We start from the raw sequence: 15831 nt of genomic DNA, 5'->3' as shown, positions 1-15831 counted from the left end.
CTGGTCCGCAGCTCGAGGAGTTGGTCATGTCGTTGATTGCCAAGTGGTTGCCGGTGCCGCGCTCGCCTTCGTCGCCACCGCCGCTCAAGCGGTTATTCCGGTCTACCCGACCCCAGGGGTCGAGAACCCGATCCTCTACACGTTTACCGCCGCCTCGAGCGACAACCTGTCAGCGTATTTTGCCGGCTCGGGAGCATCGTACAACGAGACCCTTGGTTTGCTCGTCAATGGCGTCGATACAGGCATCTCCGGTTTGCAGAACCACACCACGCCACTCGGTATTGCGCTGAGCTTCGGTGATGTGACCGCTGGCGACGCGCTGACGTTCCTGATCAACATACAGACCACGGGTGCTACATTTTATTCGCAGAAGTCGCGAAACAGCGACGGGGCCAACCATGTCTACTCAGCCCCGTACGCCGGAGGTGACTACGGCAGCCCGGCTGGCACTTATGTTGCTTTTGAGGATCTCCCGAAGGGCAGAAGCGACTTCAATTACGGCGACGAGCAGTTCGTGTTCACCAACGTTGGTACACCCGTTCCCGAGCCAGCGGCGTGGGCGCTGATGCTCGTCGGTTTCGGCGTTGTTGGTGCAGCGATGCGTCGCCGTGTCAGCTCGGTCGTCGTCGTGGCCTGAGAATTGCAAATGCGGGCGGTGACCGATTAAAGACCGCAGGCATGCCGCTGGCGGGCGGCAATTCGCTCTACGGTCTGTGACTTCGGGTCACCGTCTTCGGCTCACCGGGGTCTGCGATGGTAGCCTCGAGTTCATCGAGCGACGTTGACACGCCGTATAAAGATCCTCGCGTTATCAGCTCGACGCCATCCTTTGCTCCAGCAATGTGAGCGCCGCACCGGCGAAGGCGACCATGTTCTTGAGTCGGTCGCTGCGCCTGGTTTCGAGGGTCTGCGACACGGTGGTGACACCAGCGACGGCGAAGCAACAATGGCCGGCGGCATTGCCGTAGGGGTTTCCGGTCGGTCCGGCCGCACCGGTCTCCGCGATGCCCCAGCTCGCACTGAACTGCTGGCGGACGGTTTCGGCCAGCAATACAGCATAAGGTTCGGTTGCTGACTGCAGGCCGCACATATCTTCGCGCGTGAGGTCGAGCAGGCGATGCCGTGCTCGCGGCGTGTAAATCACGCCGCCGCCGAGATAATAGGCCGACGCTCCCGGGACCGCGAGCAGCGCCGCTGAGATTAGTCCACCGCTCGACGATTCCGCGATGGCGATCGTCTGATTCTTCGCGATCAGCATTGCCGCGATCGCACGCGCCTGCTCGAACAGTTTATCGATGGGCATAATGGATACGCTTATCGATGGCGCTGGTTCTGTGCAAACCCGCGGCCCGGCGGCCGCTGGCTTTCGTTATGTAACGGGCTTCTTCTTCTCGCGGTTCGCCTTGCGGGTGGCCGCTGCCTTGACCCCGCGCAGCTTCGCGGCTTCGGGCGAGATCGATCCCGGTGTGCGCTTGGGGATTTGTACCTCGGCGTCGCCGTGGCCCTTGCTGGTCAGCTCCTTGTCAAACTCGCCTGCCTCGACGGCCGCACGCATGCTCCCGAGGAATGCCTCGAAGTGCTCGGCCGGCAGGTGGTTGGTCGCCTCGCCGTTGATCTCGAGCGTGTCGCCGGCGACCTTGACCGTCAGTGCGACGACGCCATTCCTGACGCGGTACCAGCCGGTCGGCGTTCCGGTCGAGCCAGTCTTGAGTTGCGCCAGTGTGCGATCGATCCCGCGGAGCAGTGGTCGGCGGGCCTTCGTCGGATCAACTGCCTTGCGGTCGAACACATGCTTGAGGGCATTGTCGATAACGTCGAGATAATCCTTCAAAGGCATTCTCATCTCCATCAATCAGTCTACGGTCTGCAGGCCGGTGTCCAAAACACCGCTAGACTTCACAAGACCGTACCGTCAACTGAACGAACGACACTGCCGCGCGCTTGGACAGTTCGCTGACTGGAGGAGGCAATGATCGATCAGCGGCCCGGTTTGGGCAGTCGTTGCCGCTCTGCAGAGGTCGTGCGGGTGCGCAATGCGCCTTCGATCAAACCTTCGAGCCGGATTACCCGATCGCGCGTGTCCGATACCTTGCCGGTCAAACTCTCGACCGACGCGTCGAGCCGGGTAACGCGATCCTCGAGCTTGATCACTTTGCCGACTGCGTCGAGGAGATCACCCATCCAGGTCATAGAACCGTATCTGCGAGCGCATCGAGATCGAGGTAGGTGCCAGCTGCCTCGAGACGAGCCGTGATCTCGTCGCGGCGGGCCTGTTCGCGCGCGGGATCTATAAGATCGTCGACTCGAGCGATCGTTCGGTCGAGCCGTGCTCCGATGCGGTCGGCCGCGGCGTTCACCTGGACCACCAACTGGCGGACCGCTGCAATCTCATCGGCGGTAGGCGCCTCGTCGGCCTGACGCACGGCGCGGCGGACATACTCCGCCATGGTGAGACCGGCCGCATCGGCAGCTTGCTTCCACCGGCTTTTTTCGTCGCGATCGACGTTTATCAGGAAACCCGACGTCCGCGTCGGGCTCGTCGTTGCTGCCGAAGATGCCATGCCTGCCTCGGTTGATATCTATATAGGCCATATATAAAAGTGCCGGGCGATGTCACAAGAGGATTGTGTCGCGCGGTGGCGCTGCTTTGTCGGCCGCAAATCGCTTCGCCAGTCGCGCGCTCGCACCGCTTTCGTCGCGAGCTTCGCCTCGTAGCGCATCACCGTTTTGGCATCGCGCCAGCTGTACGCATGCATTATTGTCGGCAGCCCCTCCCCGGCCGCAAAATTGTCCTGCGCCTCTCCGACCCGGATCAAATGTGTCCGCACGCTGCGCCCGCGCATGCACCGGATCGCACTCGACATGCTGACCCCGAACCGGGCCGCGCGACAATGATAGCCGGCGACCGCGGTGAACGTCAGCCCAGCGCGATCGATCTGGCGGGCGCGTCATCAGGGCGAGCTCGTCGCGCGCTGTGCCATCAAACTTTCAGCATAGGTAGCGACCTCGCACCGCGGAACCGAACTCAAAGGTCACGCCGGCCGCAGCGATCCCCTCAGCGGGCATTGTGACGCTCGCTGGCAAAGCCGATGCGACGAGTTTCACCGCCAATCAGGAAAGACTTATCGGGCCGCCTGACTCGATGGCGCGTACAGCCAATTAAAGTGGAAAATGGTCAAAGGTGGGGTGCATAGCTGTTGACCAGCGAGGCCGAACAAACGGTAGCTATGCTCTTCGGCGTTCTAAACCCGCGTGGCGTTCTCCCCAGAATTCCGCCAGAACCGACCGATCGCCTCCCAAATCGCTGTAAATTAATCAGGAAGTATATTTCCCCTTACCAATCTCCATGATTGATAGAAGTCGCAGACCATAAAATTAGATATTTTACGCGCGATGATCTAAGGATAGTGTTCTGGCACCATCTAACAAGCAGTCGGCCTCAAATAAGGAGTTTTGCATGATTAATCTTGATTCAAAGAATAAACTGCTCCCCTTGACCGCCGGCATCGTCAGCGCGCATGTCGCCAATAATTATGTCGCGCTTTCCGACCTTCCAGGGATGATCGCGAACGTCTATGCGGCGCTCGCTCGCCTCGGCGCCCAAGTCGAACCGCTACCCGTTCAGCAGACACCGGCTGTTTCGATCCGCGCGTCGATCAAGCCCGACCATCTTGTCTGTCTTGAGGACGGCAGAAAGCTGAAGATGCTTAAACGACATCTGATGAATGCCTACGGTATGACGCCGGACGCGTACCGCGCCAAGTGGAACCTGCCTGCAAATTACCCGATGGTCGCCCCCGCATATGCCGAAAAGCGTCGCAACTTGGCTTTGAAGATCGGGCTCGGGCGAATGAACTCAATCGCGCAGCGCGCATCTGCCGCACGGGCCGGCGGCGCAAAGAAAACCCGCTCCCCCCGCACCTAGAAACGTCCTCTGACAAGAGGATCGCGTCGTTCTAGTCGGACATCGCCTGATGGGTGGGGTCGGGTACTCGATTTGGCCGCGAGCAAATCCGTTCGACATGTCTAAAACTGAACATCGCGGCCATGTCGCCCCCCGCTTTAAAATGACATTGCGGGTGTGTCGGACAGTTTGACGGCGCGTTGGTCCAGAAGAGCGACTACTCGGCCGAGAACCGCTTCGCCAGCCGCGCGCTCGCCCCACTCTTGGCGGCGAGTTTCGCGCCGTAGCGCATCACTGTCTTGGCATCGCGCCAGCGGTACGCTTGCATGATTGCGGGCAGCCCCTCCCCTGCCGCGAAATTGTCCTGTGCGACCCCGACCCTGATCGAGTGGCTCGAGACCGCCTTGACCCAGCGCTCGAGCTCGGCCTCGCTTATGCTCCCAAGCAACTTCTTGTCGAACGCCGCGCGGACCAGCCGCTTGTAGATGATCGCGATCGTGCCGGGGTGGAGCGCCCCCTCCCCTATGGTTCGCACCCCGCCGTCGAAGTAGGTCTCGACTCGCCGGAACAGCGCGCCGCGATCGATACGCCCCAGCTCGCGCCAGCGTTTGATCGCCTTCATCGCCGCCGGCGACAGATAGGCGAGCGCCCCCTCCCCCTCCCGATCTGTCTTGCTCCGCGGGATCAACAGCGTCCCCGCCCCCTCGCCATCGGGCCCATCGATGTGGTCGACCTCGATCGCCACCAGTTCCGAGCGTCGGCAGCCGGTGTCGTAGGCCAGCAGTAGCAACGCCTGATCGCGCGCGCCGAGCATGTCCTTGCGGCACGCCTTGAGCAGCGTCGCGAGGCACACCCCCGCCGGCGGCCCGTCGAGGTCGGTGACGTCGCCCTTGAACCGGATCGCGCGCGCCTGGCGCTGACGGACACCCAGGATCTTGCGCGCTGCCTTGTGCTCGAAGCGAACCAGCGGCGCCGCTGTCGGGTCCTCGCGCCCCGCCATGCGGTACGCCCAGCCAATATGGACGAGGTCGCCCCTGTGCATTACTGGGACACAGATATACGGTAGCGACGTCCGAGGTCACGCTACTTGTGACCGAAGCGGCATGAACCCGTCGCGGTCCAGCATCGTGGCATCGGACCAGACGTAATCGCCGGTGAGATTGATGTGGTCCCATCCCAGCGGCGAGAGCTGCGGGATCAGCGTCTCGTCGATTGTCTGGCCGCGCGATCGCAGCTCGCCGAGAGCGCGGTCGAGATAGCGGCAGTTGAACAGTATGATCGCCGCCGTCACGAGGTTGAGTGCTGCAGCTCGAGTCTGCTGATTCTCGTGGCCCCGGTCGTAGAACCGGCCAAGCCGATGGAAAGCGACCGCGCGCGCGAGGCTATTGCGGGCCTCGCCTTTGTTGAGTTCGGCGGTAACGAGCCGCCGCAACGCCGGATCGGCGAACCAGCGCAGCGTGAACAATGTCCGGCGGACCCGCCCGATCTCACGCAGCGCCGCAGCCAGGCCATTTTGCTGGCGGTATGCCGACAGCTTCTTGAGGATCAGCGACGGGGTCACGATCCGGTTGCGCATCGCGGCGATGATAGGGGCAATCTCGTCCCAGTGATCGTAGATCAGTTTGCGATCGAGCCGCTGGCCGAACAGCGGGGCGAGGCGTCCGTACCGCGCGCGTGGCTCGAACGCATAGAGGCGGCGGTCGGACAGGCGCGGAATGCGCGGCTCGAACTCGACGCCGAGCAGGTGCATGACCGCGAACACGATGTCGGAGACGCCACCGCCGTCGACATGCAGCGCGCCGACATCGACGCTGCTCGCGTGCCCGCAAAGGCCGTCGAGAGTATGCATCGCTTCGCCGGCAGTGCCAGCAATGATGGTCTGATGCAGCGGCGCATAGCGATCGGTGATCGTGGTATAGATCTTGACGATCGGGTCGCGGCCATAATGGGCATTGACCAGACCGCCCGCTTCGCCGGGGCCGCCGAGGTAGAAGGCCTGTCCATCGGCCGACGCGCGAACACCACTGCCAAACCATGCGGCCAGCGGCTCGGCATGAATGGCGTCGGTCAGACAGCCGAGCCCGGCGCGGAACGTCTCCTCGCGCATGTGCCACGTCTGCATCCGGAGGAGCGCGCGTCTTGAGCCGGCGTCACAGACCTCCGCCATGCGCGACAGCCCGAGGTTCGTTGCCTCGGCGATCATCGCGGCCAGGAATGGACGCTCCTCTGCCGGCGGCAACCCCGAAGAGACATGCCCGAAATGGCTGACGAATCCGGTCCAGCGGTTGACACTAGCGAGGACGTCGGTGATCCGCATCGTCGGCATCAGACCATACGAGCGGACCGCCAGTTGTTTAGCGCGATCATCGTCGACGTCGCGGCTCTCTTTCGGGAATCGCAGCCGGTCGCCGGCGAACAGCGCTGGATCAGTGTTCGACAGTTCGCCTGCGAGTTCGAGCAGCGCTGCGTCTAGCTCGGCCTCAGCACCGGCAATCCACTCGCCGGCACTCACGGACAGCACCGGTGGCAACCGTGCCGGTGTCGGCAATACTGCCGGCGCGGCGAGCAGAACATCGAGCGAGCGATGCAGCCGGGAGGTCGGTACCCAGACGTCGCCAGCGGTGAGAGCATCCGCCAGCGCGAAATAGGTCGCGAGTTCCCAGTATGCCCGGTCGACGCCGCCGCCATCGACGACGTAGCGATGCCATCGCCGTTCAATGTGCCCAAGCGGTGCCGTCGACGGCATCGCTTTGCGCCAATCTCCACCCAGGTCGGCTAGCACAGCGACAGCGGTTCGAAGAGTAAAGGTCGTGGCGCGGCCTTCGAAGACGAAGTTCGCCACGAACCGTGCGCCGGCTTGCTTGAACACCCGGTATTCCGCACCCAGTTCGCCGACTACGTCGACGCGCCCCGGCTTTATCGTCCGTCGGATGAGCGCGGCATCGGCGTCGATAATGTCGAGGGCCGCCACTGCGGTCACGGCAGTGATAATATCGGTGCCTGTCCTTGCTGCCTTCGTCATCGTCTCCAGCACGTCAGCGATGCGAAGCAGCCGCGCACGCCCGCCATCGGCCGAGGCGGCGATTGTCGCCTCGAGCCGCTTGCGCGCGTTGAGATTGGCGCGGGCGACGAGCGAGCGGAACATCATGATCGCGGCGTCGGTCAGCACCGCCTCGAGTTCATGGAGGGTAGCTACCAGCGCCGCATATCGGCGCGACGAGCCCATTTGCTGGAAAGCTTGGGCCGTATAACGCACGCCCTCTCGGGCCATTAGCGCTAGGCGAGGATGGTATCTGTTCGGCAGGTCGAGCGTGCCGACATTGCTTGTGCGCACGAGGTCGAGCTTGTCGAGGATCTCGGCGAGCGAACGGCTGCCGACCCGTGCCGACGGCTCGCGCAGCCACGACAGTCGGCTTTTGCGGGCGTTCTCCTTTTCCGACAGCAGGGCGTCGAGACCGCTGCGCTGTTCGCTCGAAAGGCGGCCGGCGATATCGTTGATCACGATGAGACTGGCGGCGTGCATCGCCTCGGCCGCCATGCGTTCGATCACGGTGACGCCAGGAATAACGATACGCTCGGCCCGCAGTTTTAAGACAAGCCGATCGATAAGGACGCGGCCGTCGATCAGGCCGATTGCGTCGTTCAGCAAATCCGCGGCGAGCGCCGCGCGAACCGGGCGGGTCAGCTCACGATAATCATGCCGACGCTTGATCGTGGCCAGCTGCTCATAGCGCGTCGGCGCGCGCCGCGCGAACGATGCGATGGCATCGGCATCGACGTCGATCTGTTCGGAGATATGATCGAGCATTACCGCTGGCAGCAGCTCGCCGCGGCGAAGGTAGCGACCGGGGTAACGTAGGCAGCAAAGCTGCAGCGCATAGCCTAGACGGGTTTGTGGGGTCCGGGCCTCGGCGATGGCGGCGAGGTCATCGGCACTCAATGAATGATAGCGAACGACATCGACTTCGGTGTCGGGCAATGCCAGCAGCGCTGTGCGCTGCCGTTCGGTCATCGAAACACGCGCCGGCATCGCTTACCCTCCAAAAACCTCTTGCCTTACGGTATCGCTATGAAAGAGGATTATGAAAGGGTCGGCAGTTCGAGAGGACTGCTAGGGCTGCGGCCTTGCGTAGACGTTCGTTTGTGAAAGGGGCTCGGGGTGATCGAAGGTAGGATTGAGGCCGTAGCCCGGTCAGCCGATCATCGCTTCTCGAAGTCCGTGTCTGGGTCGATCACATTAGTTGCCGGTATTGGAGTGGATGGTGACGCTCATGCCGGCGTCACCGTGAAACATCGCTCGCGAGTTCGCGCCGATCCGACGCAAGCTAATCTGCGCCAAGTCCATCTGGTTCATCGAGAACTGTTCGACGAATTAGCGGTGTTGGGGTTCAAGATCCGCCCCGGCGACATCGGTGAGAATATCACGACGCAAGGCATCGATCTACTGCGGATGTCGCGAGGCACGCGCCTTCGGCTTGGTCCAGATGCGGTCATCGAGGTGACTGGCCTACGAAATCCGTGCGCACAGCTCGACGCGTTCGCGACAGGATTGATGAGCGCGATGCTCGATCGTGACGAGGAGGGCCGGCTTGTTCGCAAGGCCGGTGTCATGGCGATTGTTTGTACCGGTGGCACCGTGACCACTGGCGATCACGTTTATGTTGAGCAGCCTGTCGGACCGCATCTTCGACTTGAGCCTGTGTGATGACCGAACCATATCTGATTGGCTACGCCCGGGTGTCGAAGGGTGACGAGCAATCGAACGTCGCCCAGGCACGGTCGCTGGCCGCTGCCGGCTGCCGGCGTATCTTCGAGGAGGCGGCATCTGGGGGTCGCTGGGATCGTCCAGTCTTGCACGAAATGCTGAGCCAGCTGCGTGCCGGCGACATCGTCGTCGTGTGGAAGCTCGACCGGTTGACGCGTTCGCTCAAGGACCTGCTGCATCTTATCGAGCGCATCGAGCTTGCCGGTGCCGGTTTCCGCTCGCTGACCGAGGCGATCGACACGACGACACCCGCTGGCCGCATGATGATGCAGATGGTCGGCAGCTTCGCCGAGTTCGAACGCGCGATGATCCGCGAGCGGACCAGCGCCGGGCTGGCGCAGGCGCGCGCCGAGGGCCGCATTGGTGGGCGCCGACGCATCCTCGCTGAAAAACAACGCGCCGAGATCGCCGACAGCGTGATGTCTGGGCGAAAGTCCGCAGCCGAGATGGCCCGACTATACGGTGTCTCGCAACCAACGGTGTCGCGTATCATCGCCGCACGGCGGCAGGAGCAGGAGGCAAAAGCGTGAAGGGTGGTCATGATCTCAGCGGAATCATGAAATACGCCGCCCGCGACGAGTGGAACCCTGATTTGACCGAGGTGCTCAGCGAGCACTTCGGCGTGGCCATGGAGGAGTTCGAAGTCGAAATCGAGGACATCGGAGACATCCTCGGCGAGCATTGGTCCATGACGCTGTTCGGTTGTGCCTTCGAAGACCTGCTGACCCGAACCCTGCCGCCCGGCGATCGCAATCTCGCTGACGACTATCTCAAGCGGCGGGGTTGGGCAGAGAAGGGACCGACCAAGATTTACATCCGGACACTGAAGACGTCAGTGATGAGCCTTTACGAGGTCAGCAATGTCGTGCCCGGCCAGGCGCTGCTCGCGCGCGACCTAGTCCGCGGCGGCGAACCTGTACTTGTCAGCGAGCGCAGCGCCACTCAGTCACTAAGGCAATGGGACCGGATCGCTGCCAGGATCGTTCCACACGGTAGCAAGCACCTGTTATCGGGGACAGTCCTGCCTTTCACGGTTGATGTGTCGGATTCGCTTTTGGCGACCCTCACCCAGGCTGCCGGCAAGCGCCCCAAGGCCAAGCTGGCGATCGACGATGAAACTCTGCGTGGGCTCGCGCCGCTGTTCACAAGCGCCTGGCTGCTCGACGTTTTGCCCAAAGCGATGGGCGAAATGCAGCCAACCCTTCACAACAGTGACGGCGAACTTGTGATGTTCCACCGCGTCAGCTTTCCATTCGCCTCGTCGATCACGCAGAAAGATATCGCCGCTCGTCTTGAAGCAGCGTCCGAACTCCAGAAAGAAAACACTCGATTCTGGAACTGGCTCGGCGAGTTGCCGCCGAAGCGACCGCTCAAGGGCAAGCCCGAGAACGCTGTCGCTTGGTCTGTGACGATGGACGATGGCCGCACCGTGCTCGGCAACATCGAGCTGAAAGGCCGCTCGTTGATCCTCTCGGTCAACTCGGCGTCGCGCGCCGATCGGGGCACGGCGCTTATCCAGGCCGCGCTCGACGACCTTGTCGGCGTGCCACTGACAGAGATCGAGACCGTCGACCAAATGCGCGCGAACCATGATCCGGATGCGCCGCGGCTACCATCGTTCCCGCTCGCCGAAACGACCGCGCTGGTCCATGCCATGCTCGACAAAAGCTACCGCGCTACGCTCGACGAACCCGTCAGCATGCTTGGTGACTTGACCCCGCGTGCCGCCGCACGGACCGCCGCGGGACGGAGGCGGCTCGTCACCTGGTTGAAGTTCCTCGAAAATCGCTCAGCCGATAAAGCTGACCCGGCAGACCCGATGGCTACATACGATTTCGCCTGGCTGTGGCGGGAACTGGGCGTTGAGAACCTGCGAATCTGAGGCGCTACCGTATATCTGTGTCCCAATAATGTACCGGGGCCCATACGATTGTTTTAGCAGATCATTTCGGCGACGCTATTCCAATCGCACAATCTTGTCGCAGTTAGATGGCCCTATTGCAAACGCCCGATCCCCGTCGGTGTCTGCGGCATGCTGCGTGACAATTACGGTGAGAACGCGCGTCAATCAGGATGAGGACGGCTTGCCGGGGTCGGGCTGAAGGGAGGGCGTAGCCCGACCGGAGGCCGGACCGGAATCGTCAGGGTGTCATCATTTCAGGGAGTTTCAGCACGCTGGTGAGGCCGTCCGGCTGCCAATCGAAGGCGACGCTGCCGCGGAGCTGACGCCGCACAATATTATCCATAATCTTCATACCGAAGCCAAACGTCCGGTCATTCGCCGGGGGAGGCCCTCCGCTTTCACGGAGTTCGATGCACGTCCAACCTTGATCCGACTGCCACCGAATGGACAAAGTTCCGACGTCGGTCGAGAGAGCGCCATGATGGGCGGCATTCGATACGACTTCATGCAGTACGAGGGCGAGCGGCTGCACTTGTGCCGCCGGAATGGCGATCTCTGGCCCGTGGAGGATTACTTGACCAGCGCTAAATAGCTCGATTTCAGCACGAATAAGGCGATCGAGCGGAACGTCGCGCCAGCGCGCTTCCGCCAAAACGGTATGCGCCTTAGACAAAGCGTCTACCCTGCCCTGAACCCGATTAGAAAACTCTTCGACGGTATCGGCTTGGCTTAAGCGGACGATGCCTTGCACCAACGCTAACGCATTCTTGGCCCGATGTTCAATCTCACGGAGCATGAGGCGTTTATTAGCCTGCAGTTCTTGCATATGATGTCGCTCGCTGACGTCCAGCTGTGAGGCAAAGAAGTAGATTAGCTGACCATCATCATCGTGAACGGGGCTGAGAAATAGCTCGTTCCAAAAACTTGATCCGTCCTTTCGGTAGTTCAGCAGCTCGATGCTTAAAGTGCACTGATCCGCAATGGCACGGCGAATTTCATCGACCGCTTTTGGATCCGTATCGCGCCCCTGGAGGAAGCGGCAATTATGCCCAATCACCTCATCGATCGGATAACCCGTGGTCGCAAGAAACGCAGCATTTGCCATCACAATCGGGCTATCGGTCTGCCGAGGGTCAACAATAACCATCGGCATCCGTGTGCGCTCGACCGCGATGAACGTAAGTTCGCGACGATCGGCGAGCGCCTGCGGTGTCGAGGCCGCCGAACGGTCGCCGGTAAGGTGTCCTGGGTATCTTCCACTGTCAGACACGGCCGAGTCCACTCTGAGATTGGACACCTTGTACGATTGCGCGCGTATAATGATCCATTGACCTCGGCATGCGATCACTACAGTGGCGCCGGCCAATAGCAGCCACGGCCCTATGGCAACCTGTCCGATTGCCAGTTTAGGGGGCGACGCCGATCGCGGTCGACCGGCGACGCATGCACCCGCCGACCATGCCGAAGCCTCCGATCATAAGCGTCCAGCTTGCGGGCTCGGGGACCATGCCTGCTGCACTGGCAATCACTTGGTTGCCGGTGCGCGGCTCGACCTGCGCCGATGCGTTATTGAAGGCCTCCGGAACCGCACTCGCCCCCTCGAAGCAGGTGTCGAATACGCTCGCGTTGCAATAATATTTCATGCCGGTTCCAAAGCTGCTTTGCTGGAACAACAAGTAGCCAGAAGCGCCGCTATAGTCGAAGAACAGGTTGCTGGCGCTGGCACCGAAGTCGCTGCCCGTCGTACGAACAACGCTATCGGCTTGCGTCAACTCGACCGACGCACCCGGACCGCTGACGACGAGGTCGAACCCCACGATGTCTGACTGCGTCAGTGTGCCGAACGAACCGTTCGTCTCGATCGTCCCGACAACGCTGCCAAGACCGATGATCTGATTGACATTGTAGCTGATTGGTGCAGCCGTTGCCACAGTTGCGGTTAAAAATACTATAACGCCGACGAGCAGTGGAACCGGTGAGGTACTCATAAGATATCCCCTAATAACAACAAGAGCTTCAAATACCTTGGGTTTTCATACCAGCGGTCTGAGCTAGCCGGGCAAAAGTGGAAGCCCTGCTGTCCAGATTGCTTAACGCGAGAGCTAACAGTCTTTTTCACCCGCTTCTGCTCTGATGGTCGCGCACTCTGATATTTCGCGGCAAAGACCCAAGCGCCGCCGTTTCCCAGTCCTTAAGCGGACCGTGAAACTGGCGTCGTCGGTGAAAATACGGTTGCGACCCGGCTGAATCGCACCCGTATTTGTTCATGCAGCGACGACAGTCGAGTGACGACGGCGAACCGATGCGCCAACCAGCCCAAATCCGACAGCTAGGAGAGCCCATGTCGCTGGTTCGGGAACCGCAGCAGCGACGTTGTCGAGTTCGAAGGCGTTCTGCGACGAGCTGAACTGGACCGTGTCGACCTTGGCACCGTCGAAGCTGAAGAACACCCGCCGATTGTTCAGGGGATTCCCCTGACTACCATCCGCCGGAGCCGGAGGGACCTGGCTGCCGGTGAACGATCCGACCTCGGTGCCGCCAGAGAAGAATTTCACCGCATTATAATTGTCGATCGATCCCCAATAGAAGCTCAATGTCTTCACAGCGGGCGAGATCGCCAACGAGGCGACCTGACCAGCGAGGACTGCCAGATACTGCGTCGAATCGCCGAGTGGCGCAGCATATTGACTCGAGACGGAGCCGGTCGCGAGTGTATACGACCCGGTCAACCCAGCGGCAGAGCTAAAGTCCGCGATAATATGCTGGTTAGCAGCCGGGCCCATGTCAGGACCGTTGGTCGATGAAACCAGGGTCATTGCATTGGCGCTGCCGGCAACGACGAGTAGTGCGGTGGTGGCGAGATATTTACGCATAACACACCTTTTCATAAACGGCGGGGATGATACCCCACGTTGGACCAAGCAAGCTTCGTGCCAGATCTTAAGGCGTTGTTAAGGCTGCCAAGGTTTTAATGATCACACAATAAGTGTAAAGAATCCCGACATATTTTACAGAGTTTTCGGCCTAGTAGATCTTCGATGGCGATAAGTGTTCAGCTTCATCTTGTGATCTTTTGATAGAGCGGCTTCGGAACATGGCGAGTCTATTATTAATGGATCCTAACCCTTCGGGCGTAGCGGACAGTCGCAAAATGGGCGGATTGTGCGGCGGCGGGGAAACAAAAAGGAAGTCGCATATGAGCCGTTTGATCCTCCTCATCGCTATCGCCGCGATGCCTGCTGCCGCCACCGCCGCCACAATCGATTTCAATTCGGCACCACAAAATATGCTGTTTGGCCCGACCTACTCGGAGAGAGGCTTTACGCTCACCGGCACAGGATTTGAGTTTCCGCAGTCGGACGGATGGGCATATAGCACCTACGCCAACGACGGTACGCTCACCTTCAATTACAAAGGGCCGACCTACACCTTGACCAAGGATGGCGGCGGCACCTTCAATTTTACTTCGCTCGATCTCGGCAACGTTAACAATGACATTTTCGGCGGCACTCTGCGAATTGCCTTTGACGGCGGCACGCCCACCGCGCTCGCAATCCCGATGACAGGCGCTTTGCAGACCTTCACATTCGGCATGGCCGCTGTCACCAGCGTTGCCTTCAGCTTTTTACCCGGTGAGACTGCCAACAATACGCTCAATAGCTATGCACGCATCGACAATTTGGTCGTCGGAGGTGCAGTGCCGGAGCCGGCATCGTGGGCGATGATGATCGCCGGCTTCGGTGGCATCGGCACGGTTATGCGTCGTCGCGCGACGAAGGTCGTTCTCGCCTAATTTGCAATCTGAGGTCTGAATGCAGTGCCGCGGTTCCCCACCGGAACCGCGGCATTCGCGTATTCGCGACAGCGACGGGTACCGACGCGTGAGTTAGCTATAATAGCGATCTAACACACTAAAGCTTTGTGCCAAGATGTCCTGTAACGTTTCATATGCGGCCCGGCCGTTTGATGGGGCCGAAAGCAGTCCGACCGCTTCTGGTGTCTGAGTCTGAAAAGCGGACGTTCGATCGCGCACCCGCGTTGCGCACTTGAATGGTCGGGTGGTATCACGTCTTGAGTTGCCCACCTCAGATTAAGAAAACCCGACCGTTGCCGCGCCCACAAGCCATCGACGAAACGCTGATCCCGCAGCTCTCGCCGCTGGGATGGGACCACATCAATCTCACCGGCGACTATGTCTGGTCGGACGCCACGATGCTGGATCGCGACGGGTCTTATGCCGCTTCGGTTACCCGCAGCGTGACTTCGACGGCGCTAGCGTATATCTGTGTCCCAATAATGCACAGGCGCGAAGACTGCTAAACTACTGATATAATCGGCAAATCCCTACCGCTACTCTGAGGGATTTCGGTACGGAAACCCTTAATAGTGTCGATCATCTTGAGCCTCAACGAGGTCGAGCGAGCGCTAATCTTAATTGGTTAACGTATGTTAGCGTTATTTCATGTGACCTTAAGATATGCTATTCCTCGATAGACAAACATAAAGGGGATAGCATCGCCATGAACCGTCTTATTTATGCCGCGTGTGTTGCTTCAATCACACTCACGGCCGCGCAAGCAGGCGCGTCGACGACGTTAATCGACTTCAATAACGGATCGGCCCCCGGGTTTTCCGGTAATTACAAGGTCACGTCGGGAACGGACGCGACGGCAGCCGCGCCAGTCATCAATGGCGTGCGCGACGAAACCAAGTATCTGGCTGTGCCTGGAACCGGTTCTTCGGGCAGCGCCTTCCTCAACGTCGGCGCACTTGGCGGTGGCAGCGTATTGACCCGTTTGAACGCCGACTGGGGTTCGATCGACAGCTACAACACGTTGACGTTCTACGCCGGAAACACTCTCGTTCAGACGATCACCGGGAGCATGTTCCCGCCCGCAAACGGCGATCAGAGTGCAGCAGATACTAATCGTAACGTCACCCTCGATTTTAACCGCAATCTCGGGATTACTCGCGTAGGCTTCAGCTCGGGCCAGTTGGCTCTTGAACTCGACAACCTTTCAGTCGGAGCTGTTCCTGAGCCAGCAACCTGGGCCATGATGCTGCTAGGCTTCGGCATGGTCGGCGCTGCCACACGGCGTCGCTCCACAGCGGTTACTGCCTGATTCAAGACTGGCAGGTTGGATCATTTCCGATCGCTCCAACCTGCCAGCTATCTTACTCACTGGGCGTCTGCAGAACCAAGTTTGGCCACAAGCCGGTCCGACGTTGACGTTGTCCTTGCTAGAGCAAAATGCCAGC

General features: G+C 60.5%; 15 protein-coding genes and 2 pseudogenes. 7 read left to right on the top strand and 10 right to left on the bottom strand.

Features of this window, described 5'->3' with window-relative positions:
• The first annotated feature begins 43 nt into the window (after window positions 1-43).
• Window positions 44-637 (top strand): PEPxxWA-CTERM sorting domain-containing protein, encoded by a 594-nt coding sequence (locus tag KZX46_RS00965; protein WP_226895876.1) that lies wholly within the window; start codon window positions 44-46, stop codon window positions 635-637.
• A 174-nt stretch (window positions 638-811) separates the two neighbouring features.
• Here the strand turns inward: KZX46_RS00965 and KZX46_RS00960 are convergent, their stop codons facing one another.
• The 5 genes and pseudogenes from KZX46_RS00960 to KZX46_RS22610 form a co-directional block, all read right to left on the bottom strand.
• Window positions 812-1297 (bottom strand): CinA family protein, encoded by a 486-nt coding sequence (locus KZX46_RS00960; RefSeq protein ID WP_370647444.1) that lies wholly within the window; start codon window positions 1295-1297, stop codon window positions 812-814.
• A 72-nt stretch (window positions 1298-1369) separates the two neighbouring features.
• A complete protein-coding gene (locus KZX46_RS00955) occupies window positions 1370-1837 on the bottom strand; it encodes a hypothetical protein (RefSeq protein WP_219774108.1) in 468 nt (155 codons plus the stop codon).
• A gap of 140 nt (window positions 1838-1977) precedes the next feature.
• Window positions 1978-2151 (bottom strand): hypothetical protein, encoded by a 174-nt coding sequence (locus KZX46_RS00950; RefSeq protein WP_219774107.1) that lies wholly within the window; start codon window positions 2149-2151, stop codon window positions 1978-1980.
• A gap of 35 nt (window positions 2152-2186) precedes the next feature.
• Window positions 2187-2561, bottom strand: coding sequence for a hypothetical protein (locus KZX46_RS00945; protein WP_219774106.1), 375 nt, complete (start codon window positions 2559-2561; stop codon window positions 2187-2189).
• Window positions 2562-2613: 52 nt separating this feature from the next.
• Window positions 2614-2831, bottom strand: a pseudogene (locus tag KZX46_RS22610) (hypothetical protein); the annotation flags it as partial.
• A 626-nt stretch (window positions 2832-3457) separates the two neighbouring features.
• Here KZX46_RS22610 and KZX46_RS00940 point away from each other — a divergent pair.
• Entirely contained in the window at window positions 3458-3925 is a 468-nt protein-coding gene (locus KZX46_RS00940) for a MucR family transcriptional regulator (RefSeq protein ID WP_219774105.1), read from the top strand.
• Between the two features lie 196 nt (window positions 3926-4121).
• Here KZX46_RS00940 and KZX46_RS00935 read toward each other — a convergent pair.
• Both KZX46_RS00935 and KZX46_RS00930 read right to left on the bottom strand, forming a co-directional pair.
• A pseudogene (locus KZX46_RS00935) lies at window positions 4122-4931 on the bottom strand (tyrosine-type recombinase/integrase); the annotation flags it as partial.
• Between the two features lie 51 nt (window positions 4932-4982).
• Window positions 4983-7916 (bottom strand): Tn3 family transposase, encoded by a 2934-nt coding sequence (locus KZX46_RS00930; RefSeq protein WP_219774103.1) that lies wholly within the window; start codon window positions 7914-7916, stop codon window positions 4983-4985.
• A 150-nt stretch (window positions 7917-8066) separates the two neighbouring features.
• On the opposite strand from KZX46_RS00930, the gene KZX46_RS00925 reads away from it, so the two are divergent.
• Genes KZX46_RS00925 through KZX46_RS00915 form a run of 3 tightly spaced genes read left to right on the top strand, consistent with a single transcriptional unit; the run spans window position 8067 to window position 10551 of the window.
• Entirely contained in the window at window positions 8067-8609 is a 543-nt protein-coding gene (locus KZX46_RS00925; protein ID WP_219774207.1) for an MOSC domain-containing protein, read from the top strand.
• Window positions 8609-9199, top strand: coding sequence for a recombinase family protein (locus KZX46_RS00920; protein WP_219774102.1), 591 nt, complete (start codon window positions 8609-8611; stop codon window positions 9197-9199). Before KZX46_RS00925 ends, KZX46_RS00920 begins: the two co-directional genes overlap by 1 nt.
• The gene (locus tag KZX46_RS00915) at window positions 9196-10551 is read left to right on the top strand and encodes a hypothetical protein (RefSeq protein ID WP_219774101.1); all 1356 of its coding nucleotides are present in this window, start codon (window positions 9196-9198) and stop codon (window positions 10549-10551) included. The genes KZX46_RS00920 and KZX46_RS00915 overlap by 4 nt, the downstream gene beginning before the upstream one ends.
• A gap of 259 nt (window positions 10552-10810) precedes the next feature.
• Here KZX46_RS00915 and KZX46_RS00910 read toward each other — a convergent pair whose 3' ends face one another.
• The 3 genes from KZX46_RS00910 to KZX46_RS00900 all read right to left on the bottom strand — a co-directional run bounded on the left by KZX46_RS00910 (window position 10811) and on the right by KZX46_RS00900 (window position 13445).
• Window positions 10811-11842 carry a PAS domain-containing protein gene (locus KZX46_RS00910; protein ID WP_219774100.1) on the bottom strand — a complete coding sequence of 344 codons (1032 nt, stop codon included), beginning with the start codon at window positions 11840-11842 and terminating at the stop codon, window positions 10811-10813.
• Window positions 11843-11978: 136 nt separating this feature from the next.
• Window positions 11979-12560 (bottom strand): PEPxxWA-CTERM sorting domain-containing protein, encoded by a 582-nt coding sequence (locus KZX46_RS00905; protein ID WP_219774099.1) that lies wholly within the window; start codon window positions 12558-12560, stop codon window positions 11979-11981.
• A gap of 276 nt (window positions 12561-12836) precedes the next feature.
• Window positions 12837-13445, bottom strand: coding sequence for a PEPxxWA-CTERM sorting domain-containing protein (locus KZX46_RS00900; RefSeq protein ID WP_219774098.1), 609 nt, complete (start codon window positions 13443-13445; stop codon window positions 12837-12839).
• Window positions 13446-13768: 323 nt separating this feature from the next.
• Between KZX46_RS00900 and KZX46_RS00895 the strand changes: the two genes are divergently transcribed.
• Window positions 13769-14365, top strand: a complete 597-nt coding sequence (locus KZX46_RS00895) for a PEPxxWA-CTERM sorting domain-containing protein (protein ID WP_219774097.1) — start codon at window positions 13769-13771, stop codon at window positions 14363-14365.
• A gap of 727 nt (window positions 14366-15092) precedes the next feature.
• A complete protein-coding gene (locus KZX46_RS00890) occupies window positions 15093-15695 on the top strand; it encodes a PEPxxWA-CTERM sorting domain-containing protein (RefSeq protein ID WP_219774060.1) in 603 nt (200 codons plus the stop codon).
• Window positions 15696-15831 lie beyond the last annotated feature (136 nt).

This window comes from Polymorphobacter sp. PAMC 29334, assembly GCF_019431245.1.
Classification (GTDB): domain Bacteria; phylum Pseudomonadota; class Alphaproteobacteria; order Sphingomonadales; family Sphingomonadaceae; genus Polymorphobacter_B; species Polymorphobacter_B megasporae.
Note: the sequence above shows the minus strand (reverse complement) of the source record. Positions and strands in the feature narration are given on the sequence as shown.

What these genes read in the sequence shown, in the direction of transcription:
- KZX46_RS00955 (WP_219774108.1), bottom strand. Translation starts at nt 1,837, where the DNA reads ATGCCTTTGAAGGATTATCTCGACGTTATCGACAATGCCCTCAAGCAT.
- KZX46_RS00945 (WP_219774106.1), bottom strand. Translation starts at nt 2,561, where the DNA reads ATGGCATCTTCGGCAGCAACGACGAGCCCGACGCGGACGTCGGGTTTC.
- KZX46_RS00940 (WP_219774105.1), top strand. Translation starts at nt 3,458, where the DNA reads ATGATTAATCTTGATTCAAAGAATAAACTGCTCCCCTTGACCGCCGGC.
- KZX46_RS00930 (WP_219774103.1), bottom strand. Translation starts at nt 7,916, where the DNA reads ATGACCGAACGGCAGCGCACAGCGCTGCTGGCATTGCCCGACACCGAA.
- KZX46_RS00920 (WP_219774102.1), top strand. Translation starts at nt 8,609, where the DNA reads ATGACCGAACCATATCTGATTGGCTACGCCCGGGTGTCGAAGGGTGAC.
- KZX46_RS00905 (WP_219774099.1), bottom strand. Translation starts at nt 12,560, where the DNA reads ATGAGTACCTCACCGGTTCCACTGCTCGTCGGCGTTATAGTATTTTTA.
- KZX46_RS00900 (WP_219774098.1), bottom strand. Translation starts at nt 13,445, where the DNA reads ATGCGTAAATATCTCGCCACCACCGCACTACTCGTCGTTGCCGGCAGC.
- KZX46_RS00895 (WP_219774097.1), top strand. Translation starts at nt 13,769, where the DNA reads ATGAGCCGTTTGATCCTCCTCATCGCTATCGCCGCGATGCCTGCTGCC.
- KZX46_RS00890 (WP_219774060.1), top strand. Translation starts at nt 15,093, where the DNA reads ATGAACCGTCTTATTTATGCCGCGTGTGTTGCTTCAATCACACTCACG.